The sequence below is a fragment of the Aequorivita sp. 609 genome (assembly GCF_014212065.1).
Classification (GTDB): domain Bacteria; phylum Bacteroidota; class Bacteroidia; order Flavobacteriales; family Flavobacteriaceae; genus Aequorivita; species Aequorivita sinensis.
Map to the genome: position 1 here is coordinate 212,869 of NZ_JACJVM010000003.1, position 19,635 is coordinate 232,503.

General features: G+C 33.7%; 21 protein-coding genes. 8 read left to right on the plus strand and 13 right to left on the minus strand.

What is annotated here, in order from left to right; genetic code table 11:
- Window positions 1–7: 7 nt before the first annotated feature.
- The 4 genes from H4O20_RS02035 to H4O20_RS02050 all read right to left on the minus strand — a co-directional run bounded on the left by H4O20_RS02035 (window position 8) and on the right by H4O20_RS02050 (window position 5,242).
- The gene (locus H4O20_RS02035; protein WP_139854591.1) at window positions 8–694 is read right to left on the minus strand and encodes a TIGR00730 family Rossman fold protein; all 687 of its coding nucleotides are present in this window, start codon (window positions 692–694) and stop codon (window positions 8–10) included.
- Window positions 695–755: 61 nt separating this feature from the next.
- Window positions 756–3,611, minus strand: coding sequence for an excinuclease ABC subunit UvrA (gene uvrA, locus H4O20_RS02040; protein WP_139854593.1), 2,856 nt, complete (start codon window positions 3,609–3,611; stop codon window positions 756–758).
- Between the two features lie 84 nt (window positions 3,612–3,695).
- Entirely contained in the window at window positions 3,696–4,955 is a 1,260-nt protein-coding gene (locus H4O20_RS02045; RefSeq protein ID WP_185098132.1) for a mechanosensitive ion channel family protein, read from the minus strand.
- Entirely contained in the window at window positions 4,955–5,242 is a 288-nt protein-coding gene (locus H4O20_RS02050; protein ID WP_139855017.1) for a DUF3817 domain-containing protein, read from the minus strand. Before H4O20_RS02050 ends, H4O20_RS02045 begins: the two co-directional genes overlap by 1 nt.
- A 103-nt stretch (window positions 5,243–5,345) precedes the next feature.
- Between H4O20_RS02050 and H4O20_RS02055 the strand changes: the two genes are divergently transcribed.
- The gene (locus H4O20_RS02055; RefSeq protein ID WP_139854597.1) at window positions 5,346–6,263 is read left to right on the plus strand and encodes a mechanosensitive ion channel family protein; all 918 of its coding nucleotides are present in this window, start codon (window positions 5,346–5,348) and stop codon (window positions 6,261–6,263) included.
- A gap of 10 nt (window positions 6,264–6,273) precedes the next feature.
- Here the strand turns inward: H4O20_RS02055 and H4O20_RS02060 are convergent, their stop codons facing one another.
- Window positions 6,274–6,879, minus strand: coding sequence for a M15 family metallopeptidase (locus H4O20_RS02060; RefSeq protein ID WP_139854599.1), 606 nt, complete (start codon window positions 6,877–6,879; stop codon window positions 6,274–6,276).
- Between the two features lie 69 nt (window positions 6,880–6,948).
- On the opposite strand from H4O20_RS02060, the gene H4O20_RS02065 reads away from it, so the two are divergent.
- On the plus strand, window positions 6,949–7,674 hold the full coding sequence (locus tag H4O20_RS02065; RefSeq protein WP_185098140.1) for an SDR family oxidoreductase: 726 nt from the start codon (window positions 6,949–6,951) through the stop codon (window positions 7,672–7,674).
- Between the two features lie 80 nt (window positions 7,675–7,754).
- Here H4O20_RS02065 and H4O20_RS02070 read toward each other — a convergent pair whose 3' ends face one another.
- The 5 genes from H4O20_RS02070 to H4O20_RS02085 form a co-directional block, all read right to left on the minus strand.
- Window positions 7,755–8,597 (minus strand): flagellar motor protein MotB, encoded by an 843-nt coding sequence (locus H4O20_RS02070; protein WP_139854601.1) that lies wholly within the window; start codon window positions 8,595–8,597, stop codon window positions 7,755–7,757.
- Between the two features lie 103 nt (window positions 8,598–8,700).
- Window positions 8,701–8,829 (minus strand): hypothetical protein, encoded by a 129-nt coding sequence (locus tag H4O20_RS15090; protein ID WP_260402625.1) that lies wholly within the window; start codon window positions 8,827–8,829, stop codon window positions 8,701–8,703.
- Window positions 8,830–8,853: 24 nt separating this feature from the next.
- On the minus strand, window positions 8,854–9,747 hold the full coding sequence (locus tag H4O20_RS02075) for a mechanosensitive ion channel family protein (protein WP_139854602.1): 894 nt from the start codon (window positions 9,745–9,747) through the stop codon (window positions 8,854–8,856).
- A 9-nt stretch (window positions 9,748–9,756) separates the two neighbouring features.
- Window positions 9,757–11,583, minus strand: a complete 1,827-nt coding sequence (locus tag H4O20_RS02080; protein WP_139854604.1) for an SLC13 family permease — start codon at window positions 11,581–11,583, stop codon at window positions 9,757–9,759.
- Between the two features lie 97 nt (window positions 11,584–11,680).
- Entirely contained in the window at window positions 11,681–12,547 is an 867-nt protein-coding gene (locus H4O20_RS02085; RefSeq protein ID WP_139854606.1) for an RNA polymerase sigma factor RpoD/SigA, read from the minus strand.
- 128 nt (window positions 12,548–12,675) lie between these two features.
- Between H4O20_RS02085 and H4O20_RS02090 the strand changes: the two genes are divergently transcribed.
- The 5 genes from H4O20_RS02090 (at window position 12,676) to H4O20_RS02110 (ending at window position 15,402) form a co-directional block, all read left to right on the plus strand.
- Window positions 12,676–12,876 carry an adenylosuccinate synthetase gene (locus H4O20_RS02090; RefSeq protein WP_185098133.1) on the plus strand — a complete coding sequence of 67 codons (201 nt, stop codon included), beginning with the start codon at window positions 12,676–12,678 and terminating at the stop codon, window positions 12,874–12,876.
- Between the two features lie 84 nt (window positions 12,877–12,960).
- Window positions 12,961–13,617 carry a hypothetical protein gene (locus H4O20_RS02095; protein ID WP_185098134.1) on the plus strand — a complete coding sequence of 219 codons (657 nt, stop codon included), beginning with the start codon at window positions 12,961–12,963 and terminating at the stop codon, window positions 13,615–13,617.
- A 107-nt stretch (window positions 13,618–13,724) separates the two neighbouring features.
- On the plus strand, window positions 13,725–14,183 hold the full coding sequence (locus H4O20_RS02100; protein ID WP_139854612.1) for a universal stress protein: 459 nt from the start codon (window positions 13,725–13,727) through the stop codon (window positions 14,181–14,183).
- 127 nt (window positions 14,184–14,310) lie between these two features.
- Window positions 14,311–14,589 (plus strand): DUF1456 family protein, encoded by a 279-nt coding sequence (locus H4O20_RS02105; protein ID WP_139854614.1) that lies wholly within the window; start codon window positions 14,311–14,313, stop codon window positions 14,587–14,589.
- A 198-nt stretch (window positions 14,590–14,787) separates the two neighbouring features.
- Window positions 14,788–15,402, plus strand: a complete 615-nt coding sequence (locus H4O20_RS02110) for a YqaA family protein (protein ID WP_139854616.1) — start codon at window positions 14,788–14,790, stop codon at window positions 15,400–15,402.
- A 79-nt stretch (window positions 15,403–15,481) separates the two neighbouring features.
- On the opposite strand, the gene H4O20_RS02115 is transcribed toward H4O20_RS02110, so the two are convergent.
- From H4O20_RS02115 to H4O20_RS02125, 3 genes are all read right to left on the minus strand, one after another.
- Entirely contained in the window at window positions 15,482–16,228 is a 747-nt protein-coding gene (locus tag H4O20_RS02115) for a YoaK family protein (RefSeq protein ID WP_139854617.1), read from the minus strand.
- A 111-nt stretch (window positions 16,229–16,339) separates the two neighbouring features.
- The gene (locus H4O20_RS02120; protein ID WP_185098135.1) at window positions 16,340–18,289 is read right to left on the minus strand and encodes a heavy metal translocating P-type ATPase; all 1,950 of its coding nucleotides are present in this window, start codon (window positions 18,287–18,289) and stop codon (window positions 16,340–16,342) included.
- Window positions 18,290–18,420: 131 nt separating this feature from the next.
- Complete coding sequence (locus H4O20_RS02125) at window positions 18,421–18,840, minus strand: Fur family transcriptional regulator (RefSeq protein ID WP_139854620.1); 420 nt, start codon at window positions 18,838–18,840, stop codon at window positions 18,421–18,423.
- 155 nt (window positions 18,841–18,995) lie between these two features.
- Here H4O20_RS02125 and H4O20_RS02130 point away from each other — a divergent pair, with 155 nt between their 5' ends.
- Window positions 18,996–19,595, plus strand: coding sequence for a Crp/Fnr family transcriptional regulator (locus H4O20_RS02130; protein ID WP_139854622.1), 600 nt, complete (start codon window positions 18,996–18,998; stop codon window positions 19,593–19,595).
- The last annotated feature ends 40 nt before the right edge of the window (window positions 19,596–19,635 follow it).

Below are 19,635 nucleotides of genomic sequence, written 5' to 3' on the forward strand. Positions count from 1 at the left end.
TGGAAAATTAAAAGTTCGGACTTAAATTATATTCGTTATAGAATTCGTTTAAGATAACCAGTACTTCATCTTCAGTATCAACTAAATGAACTAAATCTAAATCTTCAACATTAATGTTTTTAGCGTCAACTAATGTTGTTTTAATCCATTCAAAAAGTCCGCCCCAGAATTCAGTGCCAACCAATATAATTGGGAACTTATCTATTTTGTGAGTTTGAATAAGTGTTAATGCTTCAAAAAACTCATCTAAAGTTCCAAAACCACCAGGCATTACAACAAAACCTTGTGAATATTTCACAAACATAACTTTTCTCACAAAGAAATAATCAAAGTCTATGCTCTTATCGCTGTCAATATATGGATTGTCGTGTTGTTCGAATGGAAGTGTAATATTAAGTCCTACAGAAGTTCCACCTGCTAAATGAGCACCTTTATTTCCTGCTTCCATAATACCAGGACCACCTCCAGTGATAACACCGTAACCGTTTTCAGTAATTTTCTTGGCGATATTTTCTGCTAGCTTGTAATATTTGTGATCTGGTTTAGTACGAGCTGATCCAAAAATAGATACACAGGGTCCAATACGACTCATTTTCTCGTATCCATTAACAAATTCTCCCATTATTTTAAAAATAGCCCAAGAGTCGTTTGTTTTTACTTGGTTCCAGTTTTTAGGTGTTAATTCGTTTCTCATTTATTGAATAGTATTTTAATGTTGTTAATAATTTTTACTTCAAGCTATCAGGAATAATCCTCTAAAGTAACTCTTTTTTAAGGAATCGCGCAGTATAACTTTTTTTGTGATCTGCAATTTCTTCAGGAGTTCCTAAAGCCATTACTTTCCCACCTTTTCTTCCACCTTCAGGGCCTATGTCTATAATATAATCTACGGTTTTAATAACGTCGAGATTATGTTCTATAATTAAAACGGTGTTACCCTTATCAACTAATTTATTCAGTACTATCATCAATACGCGAATATCTTCAAAATGCAATCCTGTAGTAGGTTCATCTAAAATATAAAAAGTATTTCCGGTATCTCTTTTTGAAAGTTCTGTCGCCAATTTAATTCGTTGCGCCTCGCCACCAGAAAGGGTTGTGGATTGTTGTCCGAGCGTTATATACCCAAGTCCAACATCTTTTATGGTTTTTATTTTTCGGTGTATTTTAGGGATGTTTTCAAAGAAATCATCTGCTTCATTGATTGTCATCGCCAATACGTCATAAATAGATTTTCCTTTATAGCGAATTTCTAAAGTTTCACGGTTAAATCGTTTTCCTTGACAGGTTTCACATTCCACATAAACGTCTGGAAGGAAATTCATTTCTATCACTCTTAGTCCAGCACCTTTACAAGTTTCACATCTACCGCCAGAGACGTTAAAGCTAAAACGTCCAGGTTTATACCCGCGAATCATTGCTTCTGGTGTTTTAGCGAATAGATTTCTTATTTCAGAAAAAACGCCTGTGTAAGTTGCAGGATTACTGCGTGGTGTACGCCCAATTGGGGACTGATTAATATCTATAACCTTATCGATATTCTCAAGTCCTTCAATCTTTTTGTAAGGCATAGGTTTTTTTACACCATTAAAGAAATGAGCATTAAGAATAGGGTAGAGAGTTTCGTTGATAAGGGTTGATTTCCCACTACCAGAAACGCCTGTTACGCCAATCATCTTTCCTAAAGGAAACTCAACAGAAACATTCTTTAAATTATTACCTGTAGCGCCTTTCAGCGTTAATGTTTTTCCGTTTCCTTCTCTGCGCTTTTCTGGAATTTCTATCTTTCTTCTTCCGTTTAAGTAATCTGCAGTAAGGGTATCGTGTTTTTCAATTTCTTTTGGAGTTCCTTCTGAAACTATTTCTCCTCCGTATTTTCCAGCAGCAGGACCAATATCGATTACATAATCTGCACTCTCAATCATATCCTTATCGTGTTCCACAACTATTACGGAGTTTCCAATTTCTCTTAACTGTTTTAAAGAATAAATTAAACGCTCGTTATCACGCTGATGTAGACCAATACTTGGCTCATCTAAAATATAGAGTACACCTACCAGCTGTGAACCAATTTGAGTTGCAAGTCGAATACGCTGTGCTTCTCCACCAGAAAGAGATTTTGAACTTCTGTCTAATGCCAAATAAGTTAGCCCCACATCAATTAAAAATTGAAGTCTAGAGCGTACTTCTTTTATAATTTCTGAAGCAATTTTTAGCTGCGTTTCTGAAAGGTTTTTTTCTAAATTTTTAAACCAGTCTGCCAACTCTACAATATCCATGTTGGCGAGTTCGGCAATATTTTTTTCATTTACTTTAAAGTAAAGTGATTCCTTGCGAAGTCGGGTTCCGCCACATTCAGGACAAGGTATTTTATCCATATATTCCTTAGCCCATCTTTTAAGCGAAGTAGATTCGTTGGCATCAAATGTATTTTGAATAAATGTTGCTACTCCCTCAAAATCTATTTTATAACTTCTTGTAATTCCAAGTTCCTTTGATTCTACTTCAAACTTTTCATTTCCCCCGAAAAATATGATATCCTTAGCTTTCTGAGGAATACTCTCAAAAGAATCGCTTAATTTGAATTTATATCTTTCGGCAATTAATTCTAACTGCTTAAAAATCCAATTACTTTTTTGCGGTCCGTGCGGAGCCAAAGCACCCTGTTTAATCGATTGTTTTGGGTTTGGTACAAGCTTATTTAGATTTACTTCATAAAGTTTCCCTAGCCCTTTACAATTCGGGCACATCCCTTTTGGAGAGTTGAAAGAGAAATTATTCGGCTCGGGGTTAGGATATGAAATCCCAGAAGTTGGACACATCAAAGAACGACTAAAATATCGTGCTTCATTGGTGTCGTTATCTAGAACAATCAAAACATCATCACCGTGATACATTGCTGTATTTATGGTTTCTGAAATTCGTTTGTCGTTATCTGTTTCTTTAACTGCTGTCTGCTCAGTAAAAGGTGGAACTTTTAGCCTGTCTATTACAATCTCAATATCGTGAGTTTTGTAACGGTCTAGTTTCATTCCTTTTACAATATCTCGCACCTCCCCATCAACGCGTACCTTTAAAAATCCTTGTTTAGCTATTTGTTCAAATAGTTCACGGTAATGTCCTTTACGAGAACGAATAACAGGAGCGAGGATACTAACTTTTTTATTGGCAAAGTCCTCAAGTATAAGTCTCTTAATTTGTTCGTCGCTATAACTAACCATTTTTTGGCCAGTATTGTAGCTATATGCATCACTTGCACGGGCATAAAATAAACGAAGGAAGTCGTAAATTTCAGTAATTGTACCCACAGTAGAACGCGGGCTTTTGCTTGTAGTTTTTTGTTCAATTGCAATTACAGGTGAAAGACCTTCAATTTTATCGACATCTGGACGTTCTAAACTACCTAGAAACTGTCGTGCATAAGCCGAAAAAGTTTCAATATAGCGGCGTTGCCCTTCAGCGTAGATTGTATCAAAAGCTAAAGAAGATTTTCCACTTCCCGAAAGTCCTGTAATAACAACTAATTTTTCCCTTGGAATACGAACATCAATATTCTTTAAATTGTGGACGCGTGCGCCCAAAACTTCTATAAAATCCTCATTTTTCGACATAGTTTGCAAAGGTACTATTTCACCGCAAATTAAAGACTTGTGATGCTTGAAATTTTTATTCTGAAGTACTTAGAAATCAAGTAATCAAAGACGTTGGATATCCTTGCCTGTAGGTAACTCAAATACCTCTAAATCGAAGTAGGGGATAGCTGCCAATAGGTGATCAAAAATATCCGCTTGAACATTTTCGTAAGTCACCCATCGCTTATCCTTACTGAAGCAAAATATCTCGATAGGAATCCCTTTGTCTGTTGGTGCCAAATGACGAACCATCAAAAATAAATCTTTGTTTATAATTGGGTTTTCGTTTAAATAAGCATCGGCATAATGACGAAAAACTCCTAAGTTCGTTTGATTACGGCCATTGATAAGCAATTCTTTATCAGCTTCATTTTGTGTGTTAAACTTAGAAACCTCCTTCTCACGGTGTTCTAGATATGGTTTAATTAGCTGAATCTTTTTGAATTTTTCAATATCTTCTGAAGACATAAATTTTATGGAAGATTGCTTTATATAAATAGATCGTTTTATTCTTCTACCGTCACTTTCTTGCATTCCCCGCCAGTTTTGGAAAGAATCTGAAATTAAGCTATATGTAGGAATTGTAGTATAAGTATTATCCCAGTTCTGAACGCGTACAGTTGCAAGGTTTATTTCGGTAACATAACCATCAGCGCCAAACTTGCTAAAAGTAATCCAATCTCCAATTCGAACAATATCATTTACCGCAACCTGAATACTAGCTACAAAACCGAGTATGGTATCTTTAAAAATAAGTAAAATTACTGCCGAAGCAGCTCCAAGAGTTGTTAAACTGATTAATGAAAAACCAGTTAACATCTGTATGATATAAAATATACCAACTCCCCATGTAAATATCATCATTACTTGAACGTAACTCTCCATAGGTTTGTCCCTAAATCGTTCGGTACCTTGAAGATAGTTACGAGTGGTTCGTAGAATACTTCTAAAAATATAAATTAAAAGAATTACAGTAAGAACCTTAGTAATAACCAATAGAAGATTGGTTATTAGAGGAGATTCTATAAAGATTATAGGGATAAGGTTGTGTACAATTCCCAACGGCAGTACGTGCGCAATATACCTTGGGAAATTACTTTTAACTAAATAATCATCAAAAGTTGAAACAGTTTTATTGCTTAATGCTTTAAAGGTTTCTATGATTAACTTTCTAAAGACAATGTCAAGGAAATAGACTACTATCCAAACAACGATACAGTTTACAACAACGTTTAAGAAAATAGCCCATTGGGGATACATTCCTTCATTTATAAGGAAGTTCTGTAATAAGCAACTATATTCTTGAAGTGTATCTTGATTCATTATAAATATTTACGCTCAACATAAAAAGGTCCGAAAGGAAGTACTGAACACATAACTACAATAAACAAATCGGCAATAGACCAATTAAGTTTTTTGTACATATATATTGCACCACCAACATAAAGCACGAATAAGATTCCGTGCGCCATACCAACAATTTGTACCATTTCTGGCATATCCCAGATATATTTTAAAGGCATAGCAATACCTAATAATACTAAAAATGAAATAGCCTCCAAAGTGCTAATGAGCTTGAATGTTTTTACTGAAAGTTCCACTATACTTATTTTTTCGCAAAGATACATCTTGAAATCTGCTCTGCTAAACTTTAAGACTAATTTAAGTGAAGAATTGTTTATTCATTATTAGTATCTTTAAAAGAAAAAATAAATGCCCTTACTACTACAATCACCTACTGAAACAATTAAGCTTTCACTTCAACAATATTACGAGGAATTTCTAAGAATTTTACCCCGAATTGCATTGGCGATTTTAGTTATAATCCTTGGTGTTTTACTTGCTCAAATGTTAACGAGCTTCTATAAAAGACGTTTTCAGCAAAAATCTGAAGATCCGTTAATGTCGAAATTTTTGGCACAAGCGGTGAAAGTAATTTTAATTATTATAACTATAATGCTTGCACTTCGAGTTGCCGGATTAGATGATATCGCTACGGGATTATTAACTGCTGTTGGTGGTGGAGCAATTATTTTAGGGTTTGCATTTCAAGATATTGGTAAGAATTTTTTAGCTGGAATTATTCTGGCTTTTAACAGGCCGTTTAATATTAATGATACCATAAAAGTTGATGATATTTTCGGAAAAGTAAAGGAGTTGAGTTTTAGATATTCACATATAAAAACTTTTGATGGACGTGATATCTATATCCCAAATAGTGATGTGTTAACTAAACCAGTTGAAAATTATACAGCAGATGGTTTCTATAGAGTCGATTTCACAGTAGGTTTGGGGTATGAAGATGATATTGATGCTGCTAAAAAGGTAATCCAAGATGTTTTAGACAACAACAAAGAAATTGTCCGTGATGGTGAGCATGAAAACTTTGTTATTGAAGATGAGTTGGCCGCAAGTACTGTAAACTTAAAAGTATTCTTTTGGGTAGATACTGTTGATTATAGAAGGGCCTCAAGAATATTACGTGGGATGATAATTAAAGAAGTAAAAGTCGCACTTGCGGATAGAGACTTCAATTTACCTTCAGATGTTGTTGAATTAAAACTTTATAAAAACAGTCCTGATATTCCTTTTAAACTGAATAGAGGGGAGGAGGGTAAAACATCTAATTAAACAATAATTCTTATTCACAAGGCAAGGGGACATTCATTGTTTTATATTTCCTCGTGCTTCCAAAATTAAAATGCCACCATTCTGTACGGATATTTTTAAAGCCAAATTTGCGCATTCCTTCAAAAAGAAGCTTCCGATTTGCAAGCACTTCTTTGGGCAAGTTATAATTGTCTATATGTGCTTCTTTTCCGAAGTAATCGTAATCGCTTCCCATTTCAACATAACATCCGTCTAGGGTTTCTATCGTGATATCTACTGCGGCAGCTTTATTATGGATAGAGCCATTTCCATAAGGATTGCCAACATAGCCAGGGCGCGGGTATTTAGACCACATAAATTTCTGAACATCAAGTGGGCGGTAGCAATCGTAAATTTTAATACGGTACCCTTTTTCACAAAAATATTGATTAGCTAATAGAAGGGCTTCAGCAACCTCTGGTTGTAAAAGGCATTCTGCACAATCGTAAAGTGTTTCGCCAATAAAATTATTTGGAGTGGCATAACGGATTTCATAGTTGAATTCTGTGGAAAGATCTTTTAGATTAACTAACTTCTCTTGTGAATTCATTTTCACTGAAAAAACGAGAAATAAAAGTAAAATTACTGGAAGTTTCATATTTCAAATTTAAGTAGAAATTAATAACAATAGAAATTGCATTTGGTAACTTTGAAAAAAACAATAGACATGAATGATTTAGGAAAAAAATCCGCTCTAATTACTGGCGGTACAAAAGGAATTGGTTACGGAATTGCCGAAGCATTACTCAAAGAAGGCGTTAATGTAGCAATTACAGGAAGAAATTTAGAAACAGCTGAAGAGGCTGCAAAAATGTTGAATGCATATGGAAACGACAGGGCTCAAGCTATAGGTTTACAAGCAGACGTAAGGAGTTTTGAAAGTCAAAAAAAGGCAGTGGAGACTGCGATTAAAGAATTTGGAGGATTAGATGTTGTTATTGCTAATGCTGGTTTAGGCCATTTTGGTTCTGTTGAAGAACTATCTATAGAACAATGGCAAGAAACAATAGACACTAATCTTACAGGACCATTTTTCACTTTAAAAGCAGGTTTAGAGCAACTGAAGAAAAACAAAGGTTATTATATAAGTATCTCAAGTTTGGCTGGAACTAACTTCTTTAAAGGAGGAAGTGCTTATAATGCAAGTAAATTTGGTTTAACTGGTTTTTCACAAGCAGCTATGCTTGATCTCCGCGATTATGGTATAAAAATAAGTACAATTATGCCTGGTTCTGTGTCTACGCATTTTAATGGAAATGAGCCTGATGAAAAAGATGCTTGGAAGATTCAGAAAGAAGATATCGGAAAGTTGGTGGTAGATTTATTAAAAATGAACCCTCGAACCTTACCGAGTAAAATTGAAGTAAGACCAACTACGCCACCTAGCAAGTAAAAGTTATTTTAATTATTTAAATAAAAAAGGCTGTTCATTTTGAACAGCCTTTTTTGTTGTTTAATCTTTACTTTCTAACATTAGTTATTAGAAAGTAATGCTAAGAATTTATCAAGGTTTGGTAAGATTACAATTCTTGTTCTTCTATTCTTTGCGCGACCTTCTTTAGTTTCGTTTTCGGTTAAAGGATGGAAACTACTACGACCAGCAGCAATTAGTTTTGCAGGATCTACACCGTAATTATCTTGTAATATACGAATTACAGCAGTAGAACGATCTACACTCAATTCCCAGTTGTCTTTAATATAAGCACCTGGCTTTACAGTTTGGCTGTCAGTATGACCTTCAACCATAACTTCTAACGCTGGTTCGCTGTTAATTACATTAGCCAAACGCTCTAATAGGGGATTAGCTTTTCTGTTAACACGTGCACTACCAGAACTGAATAATAGTTTATCAGAAATAGTAATCATTACTACTGTTTCATCAATATCAATTGTGATATCATCTTCTTCACCTTCACCAACTAATGAGTTGTCTAGGTTTTTCTTAAGATTGTGAGAAACAATAAGATTCATAGAATCTTTAAGTGTCTTAGCTTCGGCCAATTCTTGGGGATCTACATTGGCAAGAGCTTTTTTCATTTTTTCCTTATCATTTTCTGAAATCACAACACCTTCAAACTGCTGTAGGCGGTTGTTGTTACTGTCGGTTAATGATTGGATTTTAGAATTGTAGCTAGCAACACGCTCTTCAATTTTAGCGTATTTCGCTTCAATTTCTTCTTTTTCAAGTTGAGTTTTTGCTAAAGTAGAACGAGTATCATTGTATTGATTCTCCAGTTCTACATACTTTTTTTTCGATACGCAAGAGGTAGCAAATAATGCTCCCGCAAGCATGGTTAGTGCAATAGCTTTTTTCATTTTACTAATTTTTAATAGGTTTGTATGGGACAAATATATGTGCCAACACTACAAATAATTAGTTAATAAGTGCTATTGTTTTGTTAAAGAGGTATTAAAGGGTTTATAATACGTACCCTATAAGCCAGTAAAGTATAATAAATACTACAATTGTACCTATACAACCGCACTTACCTCCACCTATTTTTTTAGCACCCCAACCGGCAGCTAATATTCTAAGTAATTTTTTCATAACGTCTAATTTTTGGTTAATTTTTTATTCTTCTTTTTTGGTAGTCATTTGTAGTTTATTCTTTCCAAAATCCAATGTGCGAATAGGGAAAGGGATGTTTATTCCAGCCTCGTCAAAGTTTTTCTTAATCAGTTTAATCGCTTTGTGTTTTGCGGCTAATACTGGCTTCGGACTTTGGCTGTCTATCCAAAACCTAGTAATAAAGTTAATTGAACTATCTCCAAATTCATTGAAGAAGAATTCAACTTCTTCATGGCGGTTTTGTTCAAAGTTAGCAGAAATAATTTTAATTACTAAATCTTCTACTTCTTGTAAATCCTCTTCATAACCAACTCCGCATTCTACAGTGATTCGAGTTCTTTTGGTCCAGGAGTGATTAATAAAGCTGTTTTCCACAAACATTTTATTTGGAACAATTAAGTAATCATTATCTGTTTGTTTGAGCGTGACATTCCTTAAATCAATTTCTTCTACAAAACCACTGCGATCTTGAGTTTCTACAAAATCGCCTATCCTTACTTTGGGTTGAAACGACAGCATAAAACCTGATACAGTATTGCTTAAGGTTCCTTGTAAAGCAAAACCAATTGCCAACCCCATTACACCAGCACCAGCTAATATAGAGGTAAGCATTTTGTCAAGTTGTAAAACGCTTAATGCTATAAAAAATCCAATTAATAATACTACGGCGTAAAAAGATTTTGAGAGTACTTGTTTAATAGACTCGTCGCTTATTTTTCTAAAAAGAACATCGTGGGCAAATTTCCTAACGCCCTTCGCAATAAAATAAAATATAACCATTACAATAATGGCTACAGCCATATTGGGCAGTTTTAGAATAATCGCATCTAGCCATCCGTCAAGTTTATTCCATAAGTTTGAAACTGAATCGCTAACTGAAAAATTTTGTAGTGCCATATAGTTGTTTTATAGTAATGATGAAAGCATAAAAGTACCTAAAAGCCATAAAATAATGGATAAAACTCCTCCAATTAAAAAGAAATGTTTGAACTTATAGATACCCATACCGTAAATTAAAGTATTGGTTTGGTACCCCATAGGAGTGAAAAAACTGAAGTTGGCTCCAAATAAAACCGATAGTATAAAAGGCTTTAATGACAAATCTAATCCAACCCCTACAGCTATTGCTATAGGTGTCATAATTATTGCCGTAGCATTATTGCTAATTGCGCTACTCATTAACATGGTGATTAAAAAGATAAGGCCTATAACCACTAAATTCGACTGTCCACTTAAAACTGTAAGCAGTTGATCTGAAAGCCATTTGTCTGCACCTGTGTTGTTCATTGCGATACCGAGAGGAATCATTCCTGCAAGTAAAAAGATTACCTGCCAGTTTATACGATGATAAACATCGTTTAAATTTAAACAACGGGTTAATAGCATTAAACAAACACCGGTGATGGCACTAATTAAAATTGGTAAAATTCCACTGGCAGCTAAGCCAATTACTAGTAGTAAGATTACAAATGAAATATTTCTCTTTCGAATATTTACTGTTGGTTTGGCTTTATGTTCTTTTAAAACTGCAACATTCTCCAAATCGTAAAGTAGGCTCATTTCATTTTTTGGAATTTCAACCAAAAGTCTGTCACCAGGTTTTAAAGTGATTTGCTCGATATTCTTCCGGATTAATCTTTCCTTGGTGTTTCTAATATTCCTTCGCTTTTTTATTGCAATAGGAAGTGCACTATTAAAGGTTTGTTTTCTTAACTGTTTTAATGTTTTACCTATTAGTATAGAACCAGGCAGAATTAAAAGTTCTACAAAAGTCCATTCCTTCGAAATTTTACTTGTTTCTTTATCTTTTTCTTTGTCGGTTTGTTCGTCATCTCCTTTATCCTCTTCATCTTTATGAATACTTAAACCTTCAGCTTTTTTAAGTTCAGTAAGATTTTCTAAATCACACATTAAAACTAATCTATCACCTTCCTTTAAGGATATATATCTGCCAGGTGCATTAATGGTTTGTTTTCCTCTTCTTAGTTTTAATATTGAAATTTCTGGATTAGAATATAAAAAAGTGTCTTCTATAGTCTTGTCTATTAATTTAGATTCCTCGGTTATAGATACAGTTGTTACATAATCGTCCAATTCATATGCTTCTTGTAAACTTTCTTTAGAGTCGGAGGGAAGCCAGCGTGAACCTATAGTTATTACGATAATCCCTACAATTAAAAAAATAAATCCGAAAAAAGAGAATTCAAAAAAGCTAAAGCGCTCGGCGCCTAAATCCTTTGCAATAGCGTTTACTATAAGGTTTGTTGAAGTCCCCATAAGTGTACAGCTACCACCTAAAATACCTGCAAATGATATAGGTAGAAGTAACTTGGCCTTTGGAAGATTAAAGCGCTTAGCTAATTCTGAAATAATTTTAATAAATACAATTACTACTGCGGTTGTATTTATAAATGCAGATATCCCACCAGTAATAAGCATAAATACAGGGAGTAATAGAAAGAGTGGGAGTATGTGTAAATTTTTAAGAAAACGCGCTAGAGTTGCAATTACGCCGTTGTCTTCAAGGGCTAAAGCGATAATCATTAAGGAGAGCACTGTAATAGTTGCGGGGTTAGAAAAGCCCGAAATTGCCTCTTCTGGTTGTACTAATCCGGTAAGTGCTAATGTGGCTATTACCAACATCGCAATTTTATCTACTGAAAAAACTTCAAAGGCAAAAAGGATAATGGTAATTAACAGAATAGAAAAAACGAGTATTATTTCTGTTGTCATAAGACTTTTGTTATCGTTATAAAGATAACCTCAGAAACAATACTCGTTCTTTAGAAAATGTTAAAAATATTAGAGAACCAATATTTTTAAAGATTTTTTAGCCTAAATACTTTTTCAAGATGTGGCTTTTAGAAGTCTGACGCAAACGACGAATCGCTTTTTCACGAATTTGACGTACACGCTCACGACTTAAATCGAAAGTATCACCAATTTCTTGAAGTGTCATAGGTGGTTGCCCACAAAGACCAAAATTTAATTTAACAACATCCGCTTCACGTGGAGCTAAAGTGTCTAATGCGCGATTAATTTCAATACGAAGTGATTCGTGCATTAAATCTTTATCAGGATTAGGACTTTCTCCAGAACTCAATACATCATAAAGGTTATTGTCATTCTCTCCTTCCTGAAATGGTGCATCCATCGATAAGCTTCGCGTTGAGTTTTTCAAAGAACTCTTTACTTTACTTTCACTAAAGTCTAATTCTTTTGCAATTTCAGCCGCAGTAGGTACTCTTTCAAACTTTTGCTCTAGGTGAATAGAGGCTTTTTTAATTTTATTGATATCACCAATCTTGTTAAGTGGAAGTCTTACAACTCGCGACTGCTCCGCAATTGCTTGTAGAATTGCTTGTCTAATCCACCAAACGGCATACGAGATAAATTTGAAACCTCTCGTTTCATCAAATCTTTTAGCAGCTTTCACCAAACCAACGTTTCCTTCGTTAATAAGATCTGGAAGACTTAAACCTTGGTTTTGATACTGTTTTGCCACAGAAATAACAAATCGTAAATTCGCACGACTCAATTTATTAAGTGCGGCTTGATCACCTTCACGAATTCGTTGTGCCAACTCAACCTCCTCTTCGGCGGTTATTAAATCTATCTTACTAACATCCTGTAAATAACTGTTTAAAGATTTGGTTTCTCTGTTGGTAACCTGCTTCGTGATCTTAAGTTGTCTCATATATTCTCCTGTTTTTAATAATAACACGGCATAGTAAGACATTTTTGGGGATTTTCCAAATAGTTAACATAAGTTGTTAAAATTTGATGGTGTGATTTTTAATGTTTATCTTAATGAAAATTATGAATATGAAAGATATCTTAACCCCTATAACTGCCTTGTTGTTTACCTCAATTGCTTGGGCACAAAAGCCCACAGAGGTCCCAAAACCAAGTGATTACCCAATCGACTTATCTAATACAGCCGACTTGATAATATATATAATTATTCCAATCGTGTTTGTGGTATTAATTCTTTGGTGGAGAAAAAGGCAAAAACATAATAAATAAAATTTTACAATTTATTTCTTGTTTATCAAATAGCACACTAAATTTGGTGTAGTTGTTGTTATAGGATAAGAAATTTTATATGCTATGTTAAAGAAAGTCTTATTTATCGGTTTAATTCTGTTTCACGGGGTTTTGTTTGCACAAATTGAATTCCCGAATAACAACAATGTTCGTTTTGAATCGTCGCAATCAACAATAGACAATCCAACAGGTTTTGAAATACCGGCTGCAAAAACACCTTCACTTACTAAAAATAATAAGTCTAATACCTTTAGTAATTCTGATTTAGGAAAAGAAAAAGAAAAGCAAATCGATATGCAAAATGGGGATGGGCTGATAGACTATACAGGTACAAACAAAGCCCCGAAGTATTTTACTAAAGATAAGGAAGCTAAACCAGAATACGGGAAGGATCAGTATTTAGGTGATTTTAAAACAACAGCAAAAAAAGCTACTATTATGTATCGCGATCACGAGTTTGTGGACGGAGATATGATAAGAGTATGGGTTAACGGACAAATTGAAATTGCTCACGTTAGATTGGAAGGAAGCTTTAGAGGCTTTGATCTTCCGCTTGAGGACGGATTTAATAAAATTGATTTCGAAGCTTTAAATCAGGGTTCTTCAGGCCCGAATACGGCACAAGTTAATGTTTACGATGAAATTGGAAACCTATTAGCTTCTTACGAATGGAATTTGCTTACCGGAAATAAAGCTACTACAATTATTGTGAAGCAATAATTTTTATTGAATAGTTGCCAAACATCCATTTTTAAAAGAAATATTACCGATTAAAGCGAATTTATTCATCATTGTATTTTAACTTTACAAGAGAAATACTATCAGATATGAAAAAAGTAATAATTACAGTTGATTATAACCCTAATTCTGAAAAAGTTGTAAATAAGGGTTACGAGCTAGCAAAAATGATGAATGCTGAAGTTTGTTTGCTTCATGTTCTTTCTGAAATGCGTTATTATGGAATGGAATATCAACCATTTATGGGATATGAAGGATATGCTTTTCCTGTAGATTACAACATTCAAGAAGAATTTGTAAAAGTTGCTGAAGATTATCTTCAACAAGCAAAGAGACATATAGGAGGCGAAAATGTTTCAACAAAACTGGTAGAAGGAGATACCGCAAATGAGATTTTAAAATATTCCAACGAATGGGGTGCAGATTTAATTGTTATGGGAACTCATAGCCACGGTACTTTAGAAAGAATCTTTCTCGGGACAGTGGCATCTAGTGTACTTGAAAAAACTAAAGTTCCAGTTTATCTTGTTCCTACCGGAGAAAAGTAGGAGGGAAGTGAATGCATTTAAAAGAGAAGGGTTTTTAATTAATGCATATTGGATACCATATTTCTTATGCAATCTGGTTTTGTAGCATTTAAATAAAGTTATCTTTGAAAAAATTCAATCTTGATTTATGGCATTAACAAATAACGATATAATGAAAAAATTGCGCGTAGCGCATAAACTTAGAGATGAAGATATCGTAAAAATCTGTGCATTAGTAGACTTCAAAGTAAGTAAAAGCGAACTTGGTGCAATATTTAGAAATGAGAACCACGAAAAGTATATGGAATGCGGCGATCAGTTTCTTCGTAATTTTTTAAATGGCTTAGTAATTCATTTACGTGGACCAATGCCTGAAAAGAAAAAACGACAAGCAAAACCTAGGGGTCAATCTAAGCCAAATCCTTAGAATATTTTTTTTAAATCTTTTCTTTCGTTAGGGATTTAGGTGTCAAAACACTGTAATTCTTTAACATACAATTAACCGTGAATGATTTCATAAATCGTTGTGTCTGAGTATTAATAAAATTATATTTGCAACGTCTTATACCCGCATCGGTTGATGACTATTTTTAAGATAAAAACGATTGAATTTTCACAACATATAATGAACACAGTAAAAAAATCTGAAACTAACAAACTAAAGAGGGTGCACCTGTATTACAAATACACAGGTTTCTATTCTTTTGTAGGGCAAAGTCTTAAAAAAGCTTTTATTCCAATAGTTTTAATTATTGCTGCATTATTTGCCGTAGATAGGTACTTAGTAGATTTTAGTGACCTTTTTACTTATGTTACTGAAACCTACGCGCCGATAAATATTTTGTTGGTCTTCTTGGCTTCAGAATCTTTACTTGGACTTGTGCCACCAGAAATTTTTATTGCTTGGAGTGATAAAATGCCTCAGCCAATACTTTATTTAACTTTATTAGCTGCATTATCATACATAGGAGGTATTATTTCATATTTTATTGGTAGATGGATTTTTACTCTTCCTAGAGTTTATGAATATATGGAAGGTAAAATGAAGAAGCACTTAAAGCAGATTCGCACATGGGGAGGCTTCCTTATAGTTGTTGGTGCTTTATTGCCTATACCGTATTCTATGACTAGTATGGCTGCAGGAATGATTCATTATAGCTTTAGAAACTATCTGCTGTTTGGATTACTTCGTTTTGTAAGATTTTATCTTTACGCTTTAGCTATTTTCAATTTGCTTTAATAAAAAACGAACTTTTATCATTCCTACCATTTCTGAAGTTTGGATTTGATTTAGATCTTTTTCCATAAAAGTTGTGTCCTTAGTTATTCCGAATCTTTTTCTGATTGAACCTTCTTTTGGTTTTAATTAAGCTAAATCTTAAGTCGTCATAAAATAAACTCAGTATTAGGATAATAGCTCCAATTATTAAATTGTTTGTCTTAAACCCTAAAGTTGAATAACAAAAGCCACCAAGTAAACCTCCCATAAAGAAAAACGAAATTATTACCATTCTAAGTTTTATATTCGATTTTACTTTTTGAATGTTAGGGTGCATTTTTGGAAAAAAAAGATGAGCCAATTCAATACCCAAATCGGTGAAAAGTCCTGTAAGGTGCGTTGTACGAACAATTTCGTTTGAAATTTTAGTCACAAAAGCATTTTGCATACCCATTGAAAACAGTAATAAACAAGCTATAGTATTTGGATATTGTATTTCGGTAGATTGAGCCAGGATAGCTGTTGTAACAAGAATTAGCGCTTCTGCTAACGTAGGTAACACAAAAACATTTATATTTTTAGTTTCTCTAAATTTTAAAATTAGAATACTAGAACAAAAAGATCCTAGAAGAAACGAAAGGATAAACAGTAAATAAATAGTTCCCTTCCAAAATTTTAAATTTTCTAATTCATATATAAATTGGGCAAAATGTCCAGTTACATTCGTAGTAAGCTCTTGAATGGCAAGAAACCCAGTAACGTTTACAATTCCAGCAACAAATGACAAAACAGTCGCAATTTGTAGGTTGTGCTTTAAAGTTCTGCTTTTGCCTTGATGCCTAAACATTATATTTTATTTTAAACTTTATAGTAAGCATTATAGGAGTTATGTGAACAATTATGAATAAAACAAATTTAACGTTTTTGTTGACATTGAAACTTTGAAACCATACTCAATTTATGACCATTTCATTTTTTGTAATCGTATCGCATTTAAAATGGCTAGAAAAGCTACACCCACATCGGCAAAAACAGCTTCCCACATTGTAGCTATTCCTCCTGCACCAAGAATTAAAACAATTAACTTTACGCCAAATGCCAAAGCTATATTCTGCCAAACAATATGTCGAGTTGAACGACCTATTTTAATGGCTTGAGCAATTTTGGAAGGTTGGTCTGTTTGAATAATTACATCGGCAGTTTCTATAGCAACATCACTACCTAAGCCTCCCATCGCAATTCCAACATCACTTGTTGCGATAACAGGTGCGTCATTTATTCCATCACCAACAAATGCAACTTTTGTGCCCGGGATCTTTTTTAATCTTTCAACCTCATCCAATTTATCTTCTGGTAACAACCCACCTTTAGCTTGATTTAATTTTAACTCTTGACCAACTCTGTCAGTAATTGAAGCTTTATCACCCGAAAGCATAATGATATTCTCAATTCCAACTTTTCTCAGGTTTGTAATAGCTTCTTGAGCGTCATCTTTTAATTGATCTGCAACTATTACATATCCCGCAAATACATTATCTATTGCAATCATAACAATAGATTCTACAATAGATTCAGTTTCTTGAGGAACTTCAATATTATTCGAATTCAGTAAGGATTTATTTCCAGCAAGTATAGTTTTACCATTAACATTCCCCTTTAATCCCTTTCCAGCTATTTCAGTAACATTATTTGCTTGATATATGTTTTTATCATGCTCGTACTCCATAATAGCTCTTGCTATGGGATGCGTTGACTGAGTTTCAATTGCAAGAAGATATTGCATCAATTCTTCCTCAGAATAGGTAAATGCCTTAATTGCACTGATTTTAAAAACTCCTTTAGTCAGGGTGCCTGTCTTATCCATAACTACAGTGTTTATCTTGGTAATCGCATCAAGAAATGAAGCTCCTTTAAATAATATCCCATTTCGAGAAGCAGCTCCTAGTCCTCCAAAATACCCTAAAGGAATAGATATTACCAAGGCGCAGGGGCATGAAATTACTAGAAATATTAAAGCTCTATATAGCCAATCTTGAAACACATATTCATCTACAAAAAAATAGGGTAGAAGCGTAACGCCTATAGCTAAAAAAACAACTATAGGAGTATAGATTCTGGCGAATTTTCTAATGAAAAGTTCAGTTTTAGATTTACGTGAAGTGGCATTTTGAACTAAATCTAAAATTCTAGATATTGAACTGTCGTTAAATAGTTTTGTGGATTCAATTTCGATAACGCCTTCAAGGTTAATACTTCCTGCATAAACTTTATCTCCTTTTCTAATTGCATCAGGTTTGCTTTCACCGGTTAGTGCTGCCGTATTTAATGAAGCCTTTTGAGAAACTAATTTACCATCTACGGGGATTTTTTCTCCCACGCGAATTTGAACTTTTTCACCTATTTCAACCTCTTCAGGGTTTACTGAGACATATTTGCCATTTCGATTTACTAAAGCTTCATTTGGGCGCACATCCAAAAGAGCTTTTATATTTCCTCTTGCTTTTTCAACTGCCGAATGCTGGAATAACTCTCCAACTGTATAAAATAGCATTACAGCAACACCTTCTTCGTAATGGCCAATGGCAAAAGCTCCGATGGTAGCAATGGTCATTAAAAAGAATTCTGTAAAAAAATCTCCTTTCATAATGTTGTCCCAACCTTGTTTCATTACTGGGAAACCCACTGGGATATAAGCTATTCCGTACCATACTAATCGAACCCAATTTTTAAAGAAAGCGGTGCCATAGTAATCCATTACAATACCTGAAATAAGAATTATAAAACTTATTATGGCAGGTAAATATATTTTGAAATTACTTTGGTGATTATCGGTATTGACATTATGGTTGTGACTGCAGCATCCTTCTTCACTTTTTAACTTATTATGAGCTAATTCCTTTTTCTTCATTGCATATATTTATTTCCAATTTTGAAATAAAAATTCATTTCGGCTATTTTTTAAGCCTAACAAATTCTATTACAAATAGCTTGGTATTTAAAGTGGCAATTTAGAAATATAGATAGTGCAACAGAAGTGCATTATTCAGGACACTTTTCGCATCTACCTTTTATCACGAGGTTGGCATCCTCAGCAGTATAGCCATCAGGAAGATTGATATGCGGGATTTTTCTATCGGTTAAGCAAACGGTTTCATCGCAAATATTGCAATAAAAGTGGAGGTGAAGATCAGTTTCTATTTGGCAATTACAACCTTGTTCGCATAAGGCATACTTTGTTGTGCCAGTGCCATCATCTATTTGATGAACAACACCTTTTTCTTCAAAAGTTTTAATTGTTCGATATAGCGTTGTTCTATCAGACTTATCAAAATAATTTTCCAAATCTGTTAAACTTTTAGCAGCTTCATTTTCTAAAAGAAAATTATAAACCAAAATACGCATAGCTGTTGGTCTAACGTTACTTTTTTGAAGTAATGATTCAATTTTTGCCGTTTTCATTTTAAAAAAAATCTTATAGTTTCTTGGCTGTTAAAAACTTATAAAAATAAGGTATTTGTTTGGTCTTTTAAGTTAATATGAGCTAAAAGTTATAACTTATAAATTGGTATTTTTGAAGTAGGTGAAATAACTATTTGCATAAAACAAACTTTCGGATGAACGAATTCAATTTTAAATCTTATTTGATTAACGCTGCAGCTATTTCTGAAGAACAAGCAACAGAATTATATGATAAACTTCAAAAGAAAAAGTATGAAAAAGGCTCTATTCTTTTGAATAAAGGTGCTATTTGTAGTAACTCGTTTTTTGTGGAAAAAGGTTTGCTTCGCTCGTATAGACTAGGAGACGACGGGAAGGAACACATTATTCAATTTGCACCTGAGAATTGGTTTATAGTTGATAGAAGTAGTGTTTATTTCAATGATCCTTCCGATAGTTTTATTGAAGCTGTTGAAGACACAGAAGTTGTATTATTGGAAGAAAATTTTTTTGCTAACGCTAATAAAATTAGTCCAGTGTTCGGTCAGTTTAATGATAAATTGTTGCACAATCATATCCGTCAAATGCAGAAACGGATTAATCTTTTATTAGGAGCAACTGCCGAAAGAAGATATCTGAGTTTTATTGAAATGTATCCAGATTTATTACTTCGTGTTCCACAATGGATGATTGCTTCATATTTGGGTATTACACCAGAAAGTTTGAGTAGAGTTCGTAAAGATTTAGCAAAAAGAAATTTTAAACCCAGCAAATAGCAGCAGTCAAGATCTTAGTTCGCAACATTCCATTTACTTC